General features: G+C 38.6%; 16 protein-coding genes. 11 read left to right on the plus strand and 5 right to left on the minus strand.

Going from position 1 to position 15,495, the window contains the following annotated elements:
* The first annotated feature begins 34 nt into the window (after positions 1–34).
* From OA84_RS02415 to ribA, 6 genes are read left to right on the plus strand one after another with little or no spacing between them, the layout of a single operon-like run.
* Positions 35–829: a DUF4292 domain-containing protein gene (locus tag OA84_RS02415; RefSeq protein ID WP_039341812.1), complete on the plus strand. Its 795-nt coding sequence runs from the start codon at positions 35–37 to the stop codon at positions 827–829.
* Positions 826–2,409, plus strand: a complete 1,584-nt coding sequence (locus OA84_RS02420) for a peptidoglycan DD-metalloendopeptidase family protein (RefSeq protein ID WP_039341814.1) — start codon at positions 826–828, stop codon at positions 2,407–2,409. The genes OA84_RS02415 and OA84_RS02420 overlap by 4 nt, the downstream gene beginning before the upstream one ends.
* Before the next feature lie 32 nt (positions 2,410–2,441).
* Complete coding sequence (locus tag OA84_RS02425) at positions 2,442–2,645, plus strand: twin-arginine translocase TatA/TatE family subunit (RefSeq protein WP_039341817.1); 204 nt, start codon at positions 2,442–2,444, stop codon at positions 2,643–2,645.
* Positions 2,646–2,655: 10 nt separating this feature from the next.
* Positions 2,656–3,267 carry a DUF4254 domain-containing protein gene (locus tag OA84_RS02430; RefSeq protein ID WP_039341820.1) on the plus strand — a complete coding sequence of 204 codons (612 nt, stop codon included), beginning with the start codon at positions 2,656–2,658 and terminating at the stop codon, positions 3,265–3,267.
* Positions 3,264–3,728: a hypothetical protein gene (locus OA84_RS02435; protein WP_052252071.1), complete on the plus strand. Its 465-nt coding sequence runs from the start codon at positions 3,264–3,266 to the stop codon at positions 3,726–3,728. Before OA84_RS02430 ends, OA84_RS02435 begins: the two co-directional genes overlap by 4 nt.
* Before the next feature lie 8 nt (positions 3,729–3,736).
* Positions 3,737–4,345 carry a GTP cyclohydrolase II gene (ribA, locus tag OA84_RS02440; protein WP_039341823.1) on the plus strand — a complete coding sequence of 203 codons (609 nt, stop codon included), beginning with the start codon at positions 3,737–3,739 and terminating at the stop codon, positions 4,343–4,345.
* Here ribA and deoD read toward each other — a convergent pair.
* Together deoD and OA84_RS02450 are read right to left on the minus strand one after the other, a co-directional pair.
* Positions 4,342–5,049: a purine-nucleoside phosphorylase gene (gene deoD / locus OA84_RS02445; protein ID WP_039341826.1), complete on the minus strand. Its 708-nt coding sequence runs from the start codon at positions 5,047–5,049 to the stop codon at positions 4,342–4,344. The two genes, ribA and deoD, sit on opposite strands and share 4 nt — an antisense overlap.
* Positions 5,050–5,154: 105 nt before the next feature.
* Positions 5,155–5,676: a hypothetical protein gene (locus tag OA84_RS02450; protein WP_052252072.1), complete on the minus strand. Its 522-nt coding sequence runs from the start codon at positions 5,674–5,676 to the stop codon at positions 5,155–5,157.
* Positions 5,677–5,783: 107 nt separating this feature from the next.
* On the opposite strand from OA84_RS02450, the gene OA84_RS02455 reads away from it, so the two are divergent.
* From OA84_RS02455 to OA84_RS02470, 4 genes are all read left to right on the plus strand, one after another.
* Positions 5,784–7,523 (plus strand): glycoside hydrolase family 3 protein, encoded by a 1,740-nt coding sequence (locus OA84_RS02455; protein ID WP_039341829.1) that lies wholly within the window; start codon positions 5,784–5,786, stop codon positions 7,521–7,523.
* A 28-nt stretch (positions 7,524–7,551) separates the two neighbouring features.
* Positions 7,552–8,685: an N-acetyl-alpha-D-glucosaminyl L-malate synthase BshA gene (bshA, locus tag OA84_RS02460; protein ID WP_039342678.1), complete on the plus strand. Its 1,134-nt coding sequence runs from the start codon at positions 7,552–7,554 to the stop codon at positions 8,683–8,685.
* Between the two features lie 59 nt (positions 8,686–8,744).
* Positions 8,745–10,025, plus strand: coding sequence for a DUF2851 family protein (locus OA84_RS02465; RefSeq protein ID WP_039341832.1), 1,281 nt, complete (start codon positions 8,745–8,747; stop codon positions 10,023–10,025).
* Positions 10,026–10,101: 76 nt separating this feature from the next.
* Entirely contained in the window at positions 10,102–11,790 is a 1,689-nt protein-coding gene (locus tag OA84_RS02470) for a putative transporter (RefSeq protein ID WP_039341834.1), read from the plus strand.
* 49 nt (positions 11,791–11,839) lie between these two features.
* Here OA84_RS02470 and yajC read toward each other — a convergent pair whose 3' ends face one another.
* The 3 genes from yajC to nusB are packed head-to-tail and all read right to left on the minus strand — an operon-like array spanning position 11,840 to position 13,575.
* On the minus strand, positions 11,840–12,166 hold the full coding sequence (gene yajC, locus OA84_RS02475) for a preprotein translocase subunit YajC (RefSeq protein WP_039341837.1): 327 nt from the start codon (positions 12,164–12,166) through the stop codon (positions 11,840–11,842).
* 12 nt (positions 12,167–12,178) lie between these two features.
* Positions 12,179–12,658 (minus strand): DUF1573 domain-containing protein, encoded by a 480-nt coding sequence (locus OA84_RS02480; protein ID WP_039341840.1) that lies wholly within the window; start codon positions 12,656–12,658, stop codon positions 12,179–12,181.
* Between the two features lie 11 nt (positions 12,659–12,669).
* On the minus strand, positions 12,670–13,575 hold the full coding sequence (gene nusB, locus OA84_RS02485; RefSeq protein WP_039341843.1) for a transcription antitermination factor NusB: 906 nt from the start codon (positions 13,573–13,575) through the stop codon (positions 12,670–12,672).
* A 169-nt stretch (positions 13,576–13,744) separates the two neighbouring features.
* Here nusB and OA84_RS02490 point away from each other — a divergent pair, with 169 nt between their 5' ends.
* Entirely contained in the window at positions 13,745–15,406 is a 1,662-nt protein-coding gene (locus OA84_RS02490) for an ABC transporter ATP-binding protein (protein ID WP_039341846.1), read from the plus strand.
* Positions 15,407–15,495 lie beyond the last annotated feature (89 nt).

Consider the following 15,495-nt stretch of genomic DNA (forward strand, 5'->3'; position numbering starts at 1 on the left):
CGTTCTTTAAGGAATGTTTTAAACCGAATTCTGTATGAAAAAGTTTATTTTCCCTCTTTTAATATTGCTTTTAGCAGTTTCCTGTAAAACCCGGAATGTTGCTGAAAAACCCATCAGCGCAACAACTCCGCTTGAATCGCCGGCTGTTTTTTTTAATAAAATTAAAGAAAAAACTGCCTTTGAGCAGCTAAAAATTAATTCAAAAATAACGGTAGAAACGGGTGCTTTTATTCCGCCTTTGGACGCTACAATTTATATTGAAAAAGACCAGAAAGTCTGGATTAATATGATTGCGATTTTCCTGAATGTGGGACGCGGAATTGCAACGCCGGAAGGAATTAAAGGTTATGAAAAATGGAACAAAACGTACATCGAATCTGATTTCACTTATCTGAACAATCTGTTGAATGTAAATTTCATCGATTATAACTCTTTTCAGGATTTGCTGTTGGGAAGAACTTTTATTCCGGTTAATTCCACTGATTTTCAGGTAACGAAAAATGCGCAGGGTTTTACCGTTAAAAGCATTAAAAACCTTCAGTTTAAAACCGACGGAAAAGTTTCCGCGTATATGGCTACACTAGATTACAACGAAAATGCGGATTTAGCAAAAGTTGCTTTGCAAAAAGCAGACGCGCCGGATTATCTGGAAGTAAGCTATGGAAACTGGGAAAATTTCAACAATATAAGATTGCCAAAAAATGTTAAAATTGTAATAAAAGGAAGCAAAAACAGTCAAATTTTAATAGAAAACACGAAATTCGACGATTCTAAAATGCAAACCCCTTATTCCGTACCGGAAAATTATACGAAAACTGAGATCAAATGATTAAAAAAGTAAGCTTTTTTGTAGCAATTTTTCTGTTCAGTTTTTTTTCTGCCCAGAAAAAAGAACAACTTCAAAAGCAGAACGCCGACCTTAAAAAACAAATTGCGGCAATCAATTCGAACTTAGCAAAAACGCAGCAGCAATCGAAACTTTCCATTTCTTACTTAACGGAAGTGCAGAAGAAAATACAGCTCCGCGAAAAAGTATATACCAATACCCAGAAAGAAAAGCGCCTGATAGAGGATGAAATTTATCTTCGTCAACTCGAAATAAACCGTCAGAACCGCGAACTTGCTGTACTCCGTAAAAACTATGCGGAAGTATTGGTAAAAGCGTATAAAAATAAAGGTGTACAAAATAAAGTGACTTTTATTTTATCCTCGAAAAATCTTGGTGAAGCTTTGCGCCGGGTTCAGTATTTAAAAGATTATTCTGATTATCAGGATAAAAAAGCAGCTGAAATCTCGAACGCAGCTAAAGTTTTGGAGCAGAATATTACATTGAAACAGAGATCGGTAAAGGATAAAGAAACCATCCTTTCTAACCAGCAAAAAGATCTTTTGACCATTGCAGCAGAAAAAAAGGCAAAAGAAACTTTGCTTGCTGAATTTAAGAAAAATGAAAGCCAGCTGACCGCAGAACTGAAACAAAAAAAGTCGGAATCCAAAGCGCTGGAAGGACAAATCCGTTCGATTATTGCTGAAGAAATCCGGATTGCAAGAGCACAGGCGGAACAGCGAAAAAAAGAAGAAGCAGAAAAAATTCGTCTCGCAAAAATAGCCGCAGAACGCGAAAAAGCAAAAATTGAAGCTGAAAACCGCGCAAAAATGGAAGCTTTAGCTTTAGAAAAGAAAAAAGCCGATGACGAAGCGCGCCGTTTAAAAGAAATTTCTGATAAAAAAGCAGAAGAAGAAGCAAACAGGGCCAGAATTGCAGCCGCTGCAGATGCGAAAAAAACGGACGATGCGCGAACGACAGCTGATGCTGAAAAAGCTGAAGCACGACGTTTAGCAGCCGCAAAAGATGCTGCTGCCGCTGCCGCAAATGCAAAAGCCGCAGCTGATAAGGCCGCCAACGCCAGAGCAGCGGAAGCCAACATGGCGAAAAAGAACGAAGACGAAAAGAAAGCTGCAGAGACAAAGGCCATGACCAATTATGGAGTCTCCTCAGCAGTTGGAAATAATTTCGCGAGCAACCGCGGAAAAATGGGCATGCCGGCGTACGGTACAATTACGCACCGTTTCGGTCGTCAGCCACACCCGGTTTTTAAAAATATCGTAGAAGAAAATAACGGAATTAAAATTTCCGTAAGTAAAGGCACCGTAGCAAAATGCGTAGCACCAGGAACAGTATCGCGCGTAGTAGCTTCTGCAGACGGCTCGAAAACCGTGATTGTGAAGCATGGCGATTACTTTACCATTTATGCTAACCTCGGAAGTACGATGGTTTCCGCAAATCAGCAGGTTTCTGCGGGCAGCCCAATGGGTGTCGTAGGTGCTGATTTCGACGGAACGTATACGCTTGATTTCCAGATCTGGAACGGCAGCAGCCCAGTAGATCCTTTAGGATGGGTTAATTAAAAAAATAATATAACTTTGTTTAAAATTATACAATGAATACACTAACAATACTTGCGCTTTCATGGCAACACCTGCTTATCGTGGGCATCATTATTCTGATATTTTTCGGTGGACGTAAAATCCCTGAAATGATGCGTGGCTTAGGTTCGGGAATTAAGGAATTTAAGGATGCGGTAAAAGAAGACGATCCGAAAAAGCCGGAAGAACCAAGAAGTAATTCCAGCACGACTCCTTAATACAGCGCACATGAATTTTACAGATACTGCATGGAAAATCTTCAACCAGTCGATTGATGACTATCACGTAGCAGACAATGTAGAAACTCCAGCAAAAAATCCTTACTCAGGAAATAGTTTGGAACAGCTTTTGTATGCGAAGAACTGGATTGACACCGTTCAATGGCATTTGGAAGATATTATTCGCGATGAAAATATAAATCCCACGGAAGCATTACAACTTAAACGAACGATTGACTCATCGAATCAGAAAAGAACTGATTTGGTTGAGTTTATCGACGGTTGGTTTTTAGACAGATATAAAAACATCACGCCCGCACCCAACGCGAAAATTAACACGGAAACGCCAGCCTGGGCAGTTGACCGTCTTTCCATTTTGGCATTAAAAGTATATCATATGAATTTGGAGGCGACCAGAAAATCCGCCACCGACGAACATAGAAAAACTTGTACAGCAAAGCTGAATGTTTTACTGGAACAAAAAAAAGATCTCAGCGAAGCTATAGAAAATTTGCTTTTTGATATCGAGAATGGCGCCATTAAGATGAAGGTTTATAAACAAATGAAGATGTATAACGATGAAAGTCTTAATCCGATCCTTTATCAAAAAACGGAAAAATGATTAAATTAAGCTTCAGCTATATTTTAATTTTTTGCTTATTACTTTCCTGTACAGCAGATAAAATAAACTTATCTCCCGTCGGGAATTCTTTGGAATCCAGGGATTCCAGCGGTTATTCTTTCAGCGACCGCAAAAATCTTATCGTTTATTCTTCCGAAATTACCAATTTAGTTTCCTCCTTTCCTAAGTTCCGCAATGATGCGGTAAATGCGGAGGTAAAAGTCCTAAAATATCATATTAAAGATTACATCGGTGCGATGGAAGCTTATAACATCAATGGTTTAAATATCGCCGAACGAAATTTCGAAAAATCTTATAAAAAACTCCAAAAATTGCGGAAATTTTTAAACGCCGATGAAGATCAGGTTTTAAACCGCTATTTGGTTCGCCTCAAAACCAATATGACTTTGCTCGCAAGTGATATTTCGAAGGACTCCACTTCTATTTCTCCTAAAAACTAAAACTTTCCATGTTAAAAATCCAAGCAGAATCCAATGTGCCAACAGCGTACGGGGAATTCCGTATGATCGCATTTGCCGAGGTTGAAACCGACTGGATGCCACAAATGGCCATTGTTGCAAAAAACACCGACTTTTCTAAGCCTGTCAACGTAAGGTTTCATTCCGAATGCATTACCGGTGAAGTTTTTCATTCCAGAAAATGTGAGTGCGGACAGCAACTGGATGCCGCAATGAAATTTATATATGAAAACGGTGGAATTATCGTGTATCTGCGACAGGAAGGCCGAAACATAGGCATCATCAATAAACTTCGCGCATACGCACTTCAGGAACAGGGATTGGATACCGTTGAAGCAAATTTACAGTTAGGTTTGCCGGCGGATGACCGCAATTTCAGCAGCGCAATTGAAATTCTGAACATTTTAAACGTAAAAGAAGTAAATCTTTTAACGAACAATCCGGAGAAAATAAAAATGGTGGAAGAAAGCAATATCAAGCTGAATAAAAGAATTCCACTTCAGATGGATTCCACCAAAGAAAGCGCGAGTTACCTCAAAGTAAAAAAAGATTATTTCGGGCATCTTCTGGATGATGAAGATACCATTAATCCTTCTTAAATATTAATTGCAGCTTCCAAAGCCAGCTCAATCATTGGTTTCAATGCGCTTTCGCGTTGATCTGCGGAAATAAATTCACCTGTCGGAATTACATCTGAGACTGTAAGAAGTGTTGCTGCATTTTTGTCTAAATACTGGGCATTAGCAAACAAAGCAAATGCTTCCATTTCAACCGCAGAACAGTTATATTTCTTAGCAATTTCCGGAATTCCCGTGTTTTTACGGTAAAAAATATCGCTGGTGTGAATTGCAGTCGGTATTAAATTTAATCCTACAGTTTCTGCAGTTTCATTTAAAAGTGAAAAAATGTGCCCCGGAGGCGGTAAAATTTCTTCCTCAATTTCCCAGGCGTATTTTGCGTAGGTAGATTCGCTTGCGGCGTTGTTGACGTTCAGCACATCGAAAACTTTTAGATCTTCAGTATATGCGCCACATGTGCCGATTCTGATAATTGTGTCCACATCAAACTCGGTGAAAAGTTCGTAGGAATAAATTCCGATGCTTGGCACGCCCATTCCGCTCGCACCAACGGAAATTTCTTTTCCTTTATAAAGTCCGGTGAAATATAAAATACTTCTGGTTTCGCTAACAAGTTTTACATCTTCCAGAAAATTTTCTGCTATATATCTTGCGCGGCGCGGATCGCCGGGTTGCAATACGGTTTTCGCAATTTCACCTTTTTTAGCTGCAATATGAACACTCATGTTTATAAATTAAATTAAAGGCTAAAGATAGTAATTCCCGAAGAAACGAATTTTCAAAAACAAAAAAACCACCGTTTTGCGGTGGTTTTTAGAGAAATTGGTTGGTTACAAAGTTTTTACTTTGGAGTCATCAATATTATAAAATTTGATAACGCTATGGTAATCGTTGTAGTTTACACCTGCGTTTTTCATCCCGGACGAAGTTGGTACAAGTACAACACGGAAAGTCTGATTGTTCAGATATTCCGGAGTTGTGCTTACGTCATAATTTCCGTCCGCATAAATCTGAATATCATTTTTGGTAAAATCAAAGTCATAATCTAATTCCCGGCCGTTGCTTAAATAAATCGTACGCGGAATTAGCTGCCAAACTGGTGAACCATCTGTTCCAGTTCCCGCTTTTCTATAAATTAAAACAACATCTGTATTATACAAAGGCGATGTAAAATTTCTCGAAATAGTATATTGGTTATTGGCGTCTTTAACAAAATTGGTGGAATTGATGTCGAGAACAACGCTGTAAGTATCGTTATCCTGTACAAGTACGTCATCATTTCTATCCGTACAGCTGGTAAGCGCTCCGAAACTGAAAATTCCCAAAAGCGCAACTAAAAAATATTTTTTCATCGTAGGTCGGTTTTAAATTTGTGAAACGAACAAGACAAGATGTATGCCAAGAAAAGATGAAGTTTAAAAATTAAAATATCGTATTTTTGTTCAACATATTTCTTCGAATGAAAAATTTTCCCTGCTGTTTCCCTGTTTTTTTTCTTTTTTTCTCCTGTTTCAGTATCACCGGTTTTGCACAGTATCAACCAAAAAATCTGTCCGCCGCAGATTTAAAAAAAGCAAATGCCTGGGTTGAAAACTCGTACAACTCATTAAATCAGGATGAAAAATTAGGTCAGCTTTTCATCGTGGCGCTTTACACCAATAAAGACGAAAACCATATTGAAGGCGTCAGAAATTTGGTAAAAAACGAGCAGATAGGCGGATTAATTTTAATGCAGGACGATGCAGCGCGGGAAATTAATTTGGTTAATGAATTTCAGGCAAAATCCAAAATACCTCTGATGATCGGTATGGACGCTGAATGGGGACTTTTTCAAAGAATCCCGGCAGCGCACAAATTTCCGTGGGCCATGACTTTAGGCGCTATTCAGGACAAAAGTTTAATTACCGAAATGTCCGCAAAAATCGCGGAAGACAGCAAACGCATGGGCATCAACTGGGATTTCGCGCCTGTAGTTGATGTGAATACGAATCCAAATAACCCAATTATCGGTAACCGAAGTTTCGGTTCAGAAGTTCCGAATGTCGTCGCTTCGGCGCTTGCTTATGCCAATGGTTTACAAAACAACAATATTTTAGCCGCAATCAAGCATTTTCCGGGACACGGCGATACCGACAAAGATTCGCACCTGGATTTGCCTGTGGTTTCGCACTCTTTGAAAAGATTGAATGAAATTGAAATTGCACCGTTTAAAGCCCTGATGGACAAAGGAATTGGTGGCGTAATGGTCGCGCATCTTTACGTGCCGGCTTTGGAACCAACCAAAGGAATTCCGGCTTCAATTTCCAAAAATATCATCACTGGAATTTTAAAAGAACAGTTGGGCTACAAAGGTTTGATCATCACGGATGCGCTGAATATGGGCGCTGTCGCGAATAAATTTAAAGCCGGTGAACTGGATGCATTAGCATTTAAAGCCGGGAATGATATTATGCTTTTTTCGCAGGATGTTGCCACCGGAAAAAAACTCATTCAGCAGGCGATTGACAGTAAAGAAATTTCACAAAAAAGAGTCGAAGAAAGCGTTAAAAAAATACTTTTAACCAAATATTTTTTAGGTTTAAATAAATACGAACCGCGAAATCCGGAAAACATTAATGAAGATTTGAATAACGAATCTCACCAGAAAATCGTGCAGAAAATGTACGCGAACGCCTTAACTTTGCTGAAAGATGACAAAAAACTTTTACCGCTGAACTGCAAGGAAACTTATTATTACGTTCCGCTGGAAGAAGCGCCGTATCAAACTTTTCTGGATGAACTGAATTTAAGCACAACGGTAATTCTTAAAAAAGCCTCAGAAATTGGTGAAATTCCGGCAAATTCAAAAGTGATTGTCGGTTTTCACAAAGACAATTCTACCGCGTATAAACCTTATAAAATTTCTGCTGAAAGCAAAAAAATCCTTGCGGAATTAAGCAAAAAAACCGCCGTAATACTCGATATTTTTGGTTCACCTTACGCCTTGAGCGATGTTGATATTTCCGGAGTTTCCACCGTTTTGGTTTCCTACGAAAATAATGATGATTCCATGAAAGCGACAGCAAAAGCACTTTCCGGCGAAACCAGAATTTGGGGAAAATTACCCGTTTTAGTGACCAATAAATTAAAAGCCGGCGACGGCATTGAACTTAATCCCGCTGTACGAACCATCTTCCCGCGCGCAGAAAAACAAAACTAAAAATTTAGGTGATTTCAAAAACAAAACTATGAAAATCGGAATTCTATGTTATCCCACCTACGGTGGAAGTGGTATTGTTGCTACAGAACTGGGCATGTCGCTCGCCAACAAGGGCTACGAAGTGCACTTTATAAGTTCTGCTTTGCCCACGCGTCTGGACATTACCAACCCGAATATTTTCTTTCATAAAGTGAATGTTCAAACGTATCCGCTTTTCCAGTATCAGCCGTATGATATCGCGCTTTCATCGATGATTTACCGCGTGGTAAATCTTTACAAACTCGATCTTCTGCACGCGCATTACGCAATTCCGTACGCTTACGCGGCTTTCACCGCAAAACAGATGCTGAAAGAAGAAGGCAAAGACGTTCCACTTGTCACCACTTTGCACGGAACCGATATCACTTTGGTTGGTCAGCATCCGAGCTACAAACATGCGGTGGAATTCTCTATCAATCAATCCGATACAATTACTTCGGTTTCCGAAAGTTTGAAGAAAGATACACTTCAGTTTTTTAAAATTACCAAAGAAATCCAGGTCATCACCAATTTTATCGATAACAGCGATTTTATCGGCAGCTCGAGTTGCCAGCGCAAACAATTCGCCGAGGAAGATGAAAAAATCCTGATTCACGTTTCCAATTTACGTCCGGTGAAACGCGTGGAGGAAGTCATGCAGATTTTCAAAAATGTTAATGCGAAGGTAAAATCAAAACTCATAATTATTGGCGAAGGTCCGGACATGGAAAAAATTAACCAATTTCTGGAGGAAAATCCGAGCTTGATTGGTAAAGTCCGTCTTCTCGGAAAAGTAAACGATCTGTATAAAGTCTTGCAACTTTCAGATGTTTTTTTACTTCCGTCCGAGCAGGAAAGTTTTGGTCTCGCTGCGCTCGAAGCGATGGCCGCGGAAACGCCGGTAATCAGCTCAAACGCAGGCGGAATTCCGGAAGTTAATATCCAAGGCGAAACCGGTTTTCTCGCTGAAATTGGGAATGTTGAAGCGATGAGCAATTATACCATCAAACTTCTCAGCAATGATGAACTTTTGGCCACAATGAAAAAAAATGCCAAAGAACAGGCATTAAAATTCGATTTGCGGAATATTTTGCCGCTCTACGAAAAAATGTATCAGGAAACGCTGGACAATTTCAAAAAATAGTTATTTCACCTTTTCTGCTCACGTTTCCTTTTGTTACTTTGTAAGAAAGCGGGTTCAACATGAATGAAAAATTGCTGCAATATTTATGGAATTTTAAAATTTTCAACGATTTTAATTTCAAAGATGTTGATGGCAATGCGCTGGAAATTCTCGATTTCGGTAAATGGAATTTCAATTCCGGACCGGATTTTCTCTTCGCAAAAATTAAGCAAAAAAACCTCGTTTTAGCAGGAAATATTGAGCTTCATGTAAAATCTTCGGACTGGATTTTTCACCAGCATTCCGGCAATGCGGAGTTTGAAAATATCATCGCGCATGTTGTTTTCATTCACGATATCGAAATTGAAGAATTCACCACGAAAAAAATACCGACTCTGGAGCTGAAAAATTACATCGATGAAAATGTAATCGCGAAATACCAGGTTTTACTTCAGGAAACGCATTTTATTCCGTGTGAAAAAATTTTTAATCCGGCTTTAGTTCCGTTTTATTTTTACGAAGAAAACCTGCTGAAAAAGCTCGATGAAAAATCGGAAGAGCACTCGGAAGCTTTACAGCTTTGCAAAAATAATTTTGAAGAAGTGCTTTTTCAGCAGCTTGCATATGCTTTTGGTTTAAAGGTAAATGCACACATTTTCAAGCAAATTGCTGAAAGTATCGATTTTTCAATCATCAATAAAATCCGGCAAAACCATGTGCAACTGGAAGGATTATTTTTTGGAATTTGTGGTTGGCTCGAAAAGCCGCAGGACGATCAAATGCAAATCTGGAAACGAGAGTTCGATTTTATTCAAAATAAATTTTCCAAAAAATTTGCCGTTATAACGCCTAAATTTTCCCGTTTGCGTCCGCCGAATTTTCCTACACTCAGGTCATCGCAACTTGCGGCGCTGTACGCGCAACATCAAAACTTATTTTCGAAACTGATGGAGGCAAAAAACACCGAGCAATTAAGGCAAATTTTTTCGAAAGTTAAAGCCAGCGACTATTGGGATGAGCGTTTTAATTTTGGTAAAATTTCGGCCGTTAAAGGGGAAAAATTTCTGACTCAGGATTTCATTGATTTGATTTTAATAAATGCAGTTTTACCTTTAAAATATACGTATCTCAAAAATACGAATTACGCGATTGCAGAGGAAATTTTAGAATTTTACGCCAAAATATCGCCTGAGAACAATACAATTACCGTAGGTTGGAAATCTTTAGATCTAAAAGCGGAAAACGCACTTCAAAGTCAGGCTATGATTTATCATCATAAAAACTTTTGCCGGAAAAAAAACTGCTTAAATTGCGAAATCGGCCTTCAAATCCTAAAAAAAAGGACATCGAAAACGTCCTAATTTCCTGTGATATAACTCAGCGGACAAAGATTGTTTTAAGAACTTTATAATCTTAATTTTACCTAAAATAATTTCCATGTTCGATTGGCTCAACACCCTTTTTCTCCCCGCGGAAAATCCTACTGTCACTCAATCAATCGTGGTTTTAATGCTTGCAATTGGCACCGGCGTTTTTTTTGGCCGCCTGAAGCTAGGGAAAATTTCTTTCGGGGTTTCTGCGGTGATGTTTATTGGATTGATTTTGGGACATTTCGGCTATCGGATTCAGGGTGAAATTCTTGATTTCATCCGGGATTTTGGACTTATTCTTTTCGTCTATGGAATTGGTTTGCAAGTGGGACCATCCTTTTTTTCCTCCTTTAGGAATGAAGGTTTAAAATTTAATATTCTTGCGGTTTCTACTGTTCTTTTTGGCGGTTTAATTACCATTATTTTATTCAAATTTACCGGACTGAAAATTGAAAATTTAGTAGGCATAATGAGCGGTTCCGTGACCAATACTCCCGGATTAGGCGCTGGGAAGAGCACCATTGAAGAGATTAAAAATACTTTTCCCAACAAAGTTTTTGATGATCCCACAATTGGTTATGCGATTACCTATCCACTGGGAGTTTTCGGAATTATCGGGACGATTATTTTTTCTAAATTTTTATTAAAAATTGATCCTGATCAGGAAATGCGAAAATTCCGTTTGTCTAAGATAAACTCAGAACTCCCTTTAGTTCACAAAAAATTGCGCGTTACCAATCCTGAATTTTTTGGAAAAACGCTGCGGGAAGTTTTGAAAGAATTCGAGAATGAGATTGTAGTTTCCCGCCTGAAACACAGCGGAGATGTAACGGTGAAATCGCCAACTTCAGATATGGAATTGCGTGACAGAGACGTACTGATGGTTGTTGGATTAGAAAAAAAATTAGACGAATTTATCGCAAAGGTGGGTCGGCTCTCCACCGATATATTCATAGAATCCGACAGTGAAATTCTGAAAAAATATATTTTCGTCACGAAACCTTCTGTGATCCACAAAAATTTGTCCCAACTCGATCTTTTTAACACCTACGATTTAAAGGTCACGCGTGTTTTTCGCGCCGGTCGGGAAATTTTACCCAGACCTTCGTTAGAACTTTTTTATGGAGATAAACTTCGCGTAATTGGTTCCAAAGAAGCCATTAAAGAAGTGGAAGAAATGATGGGGAACTCTGAGAAAAAATTATTAGAGCCCGATTTTCTCTCCTTATTTGGCGGATTATTATTGGGGGTTATTTTGGGTTCCATCCCAATTTTTATTCCATCTTTACCTGTTCCTATAAAACTGGGATTCGCAGCAGGACCGCTAATTGTGGCGCTCTTAATTTCACGATATGGTGGAATTTCGTTTATCCATTCTTACGTGAATAACGGTGCGATTTATTTTATGAAGGATTTTGGGATCTGTCTGTTTTTCGCAGCGGTGGGCATTCATGCAGGAGATGGATTTTACGAAAATTTTGTAAAATATAATGGCTGGATCTGGTTGCTCTACGGTTCTGCAATTACCTTTATACCGCTAATTACCATGGTAATTGTAGGAAGGTTTTTCATGAAAATCAATTACCTGCAACTCGCTGGAATTATGAGCGGAAGTTACACCGATCCCGCTGCATTATCTTTCAGCACGAATTTTTTGGACTCCGATATTCCGATCCAAAGTTATGCGCAAGTTTATCCCCTGGTGACGATTTTCAGGATATTTGTGGCGAGTTTGCTCATCTTGATTTTTAGCTAAAAAAAAGCAATCTCTTTCGGGATTGCTTTAAATATTTTGAACAAAATATTTATTTCGCTTCTGCGGAATTATCCGGAAAACGCTGTTGCGTAAAATCGCGTGAAATAGCAGCTTTTTCAAACTTTAATTTCCCGCTTAATGTCTCGATAATCACGCCATCTTCCAAAATCTGCGCTATTCTGCCGTGCATTCCAGAAGTGGTTACGATTCTGCTCCCAACTTTAAGCTCTGCCTGGAAGTTTTTTTCCTGCTTTGCTTTTTTCATCTGCGGGCGGATCATCAGGAAATAAAATCCTACGAACATCAGCCCCATCATTACCATTGTTGGCATCATGGAACCTTCGCCGCCGGCCACTTGTAAAAAAATCGTTATCATAGTTTTTGTTTTTTATGGTTGAATATCTGCGGTAAATGTAAGCACAATCGGTGCTTTTTCTACGTTTGCATACACTTCTGCCTGTTTGTTCACCAAACCGTCGAAGCTTGAAGAATCAAATTTCAAAGTGATTTTTCCTTTCTGTCCAGGTAAAATCGGTTCTTTTGTATAATCGGGCACAGTACAGCCGCATGCAGGTTTTACCTGAGAAATGATAAGCGGGTTTTCGCCGGTATTGGTCACTTCATATACGTGCTCTTTCTGATCACCTTTTTTAATTTTACCAAAATCAAACTGCGATTCAGACAGCGCGATATTTGTTAAAGGTTGCGCTGGAGCCGTTTCAGACGTTACTGTTTGTGCATCTACAACCGGTGCTTCCATAGTTGCAGCATCCTGATCGATGACGAGTTGATCAGCTTTTTGATCTTTTGTGCAGCTGCTAAGGGTTAAAACCAAGGCAACAGGCAATACTTTTAAAAAATTTTTCATTTTATTTTCTGTTAGTTTCTATTGATATCTTTGGTGTATTTGTCTAAAATACCATTGATGAAAATATTGGAACGGTCGGTAGAAAACACTTTGGAAATCTCAATATATTCATTGATGATCACGCGTGCAGGCGTGAGCGGGAAATAATCAATCTCCGACATTGCGGTGATCAGGATTATTTTATCCAATAATGAAATTCTTTCCAAATCCCAGTTTTCAAGCTTTGTTTCGAGCTTTTTTTCGGTTTCTTCCCAATGATTCAAAGTTTCTTTCAAAAGTCTTCGGGCAAAATTGCGGTCCTCTTCATCTTTAATCATTTTAATTAAAGTGTGGCTCGGCTCATTTTCCTTGAAAAAACCAATGGTTTTCTGAATCATGGAATTGGAAATGTGGAAATCATCAGCCCAACTCATTTCTTTTTCTTCCAAATGTTCGTGGAAATCCTCATTTTCCGCGATATAGCGCAAAAACAGTTTCCCGATGAACTTTTGGTCTTCTTCGAACGACGAAGATTCTTCTTTCATAAAATCCTGATAACGTTTTCCGGCGGTCATTCGCTGAAAGGTTTTTACGAGCAATTCATCATAAATATCCCATTTCAGATCCTGGTGCTTCGAGGTGAAAGACAGACGTTCGTCATTTTCTTCCAGCTTCAGGAGAACTTTATTGGTAATGAATTTCTGATTCGGATTGGTATCGTTTTCGGATTTAATGTATTTCTTTTTCCCGATTTCAATTTGTCTTTCCGCTAAATCTTTCAGTGCAACTAAAAAATTAAGCTGATAAATATACAAATGGTAGATTTTGTCGATTTCCGAGAACATATTTTTCTCCAGAACATCGAATTTTATGGGATTTTGGTGGTAAGAATACAACGATTCTATAACTTTTTCACGAATTTGTCTTCTTCCTAACATTTCAAAGAGCTTTTATGCGTGCAAAGATAATAAATTATAGGAACTTCGCGTCGCAAGTTTTGCTTACGAGGACAAACTTTGAGACATTTTGGAAATATGCCAAATTTCATTTTCTTATTTTTGCAAAGGTTCTTGAAAGTAGAAAATTGCTGAAAACCGCCGTGAATTTATGAACGCACTAAAAACCCTTAACGTTTATTTCTGGAAACACAGAGTCCTTTTATTTTGGGGATTTTTGTTCATTATAGCAAGTAATTTCTTCAATATTTACAAGGTGCAGTTTGTGGGAAAATCTGTGGACGAAATTTCCAATACCACCAACCTTGGTTTTAACCGTCAGGTTTTAATTTATGTCGGCATCATTGTCGGCTCCTCGCTTCTCACGGGATTTTTCACTTTTATGATGCGCCAAACCATCATTGTCGCCTCGCGCCGGATTGAATATGAACTGAAAAATAAAATTTACCGTCATTACCAAGAACTCTCCTTAACCGATTTCAAAAAAACAACTATAGGTGATTTGATGAATCGTTTGAGTGAAGACGTCGTCGCGGTTCGGATGTATCTTGGTCCCGGCGTGATGTATGTTGCAAACCTGCTGATTTTGCTGATCATCACGGCGATTTATATGCTGAATACGAATGTTCAAATGACGCTGTGGTCGCTTTTACCGCTACCGATTTTATCGTTTGTAATTTATAAAGTAAGCTCGATTATCAACCAGAAATCGAAAATTATGCAGAAAAGCCAGTCTGCAATTTCTACGTTTGTACAGGACAGTTTTTCCGGGATCCGCGTGGTGAAATTTTTTGCGAAAGAAAGCTACATCGAAAAAAATTACGGCACCAAAGTAAAAGATTATCAGGATAAATCGCTGGATCTTGCCAAAACCGAAGCCTATTTTTTCACCATAATTTTGCTTGTCGTCGGTTTGCTGAACGTCATTATTCTCTGGATTGGCGGTGAAAAATATATGAACAACGAATTATCTGTGGGTAAAATCGCTGATTTTTTCCTTTACATCAATATCCTGATTTTTCCGTTCTCAATGGTGGGCTGGGTTACTTCGGTGAATCAAAGAGCTGCAGCTTCTATGGCCAGAATTAATGAATTTCTGGATATGAAAACTGATATTATCAGCACAACTTCGGACAAAATTGCACTTAACGGCGATATTGAATTCCGAAACGTGTCTTACGTTTATCCAAATACCGGAATTAAAGCTTTGGATAAATTAAGTTTTAAAGTAAAAGCCGGAAAATCCCTCGCAATTATGGGCAAAACCGGCAGCGGAAAATCTACGATTGCTTTACTACTTTGCCGGCTTATCGATCCTACAGAAGGTGAAATTTTGGTTGACGGAAAAAATTTGAAAGACATTAACCTGAAAAATTACCGCGAACATGTCGGTTTTATTCCGCAGGAAAGTTTTCTTTTTTCAGACACCATTGAAAATAATATTGGTTTTTCCATCGATAATCCGTCACATGAAAAAGTGGTGGAATATGCTAAAAAAGCAGATGTCCATAAAAATATCATCGGTTTTAAAGAGCAGTACAAAACCATGGTTGGTGAACGTGGCGTAATGCTTTCGGGCGGGCAGAAACAGCGCATCTGTATCGCCAGAGCTTTAATTAAAGAACCAAAGATTCTTATTTTTGATGACTCACTTTCCGCTTTGGACACGGAAACTGAAGAGAATATTCTTCAAAACATTGAAAATGAGATTCAGAGCTGTACTTCAATCATCATTACACATCGCGAAAGCAGCGCAAAACGTGCGGACCAGATTTTAAATCTCACACCGCTCGATAACGTTTCTTTGAACTAAAATACAATTTCGTTAACGATAATGCATTATTTGCTAAATAATTAAAAATATATTTTGCAATCAAAAGAAATCTTTTATATTTGTTTTAA

The sequence above is a fragment of the Kaistella solincola genome, assembly GCF_000812875.1.
Lineage (GTDB): Bacteria > Bacteroidota > Bacteroidia > Flavobacteriales > Weeksellaceae > Kaistella > Kaistella solincola.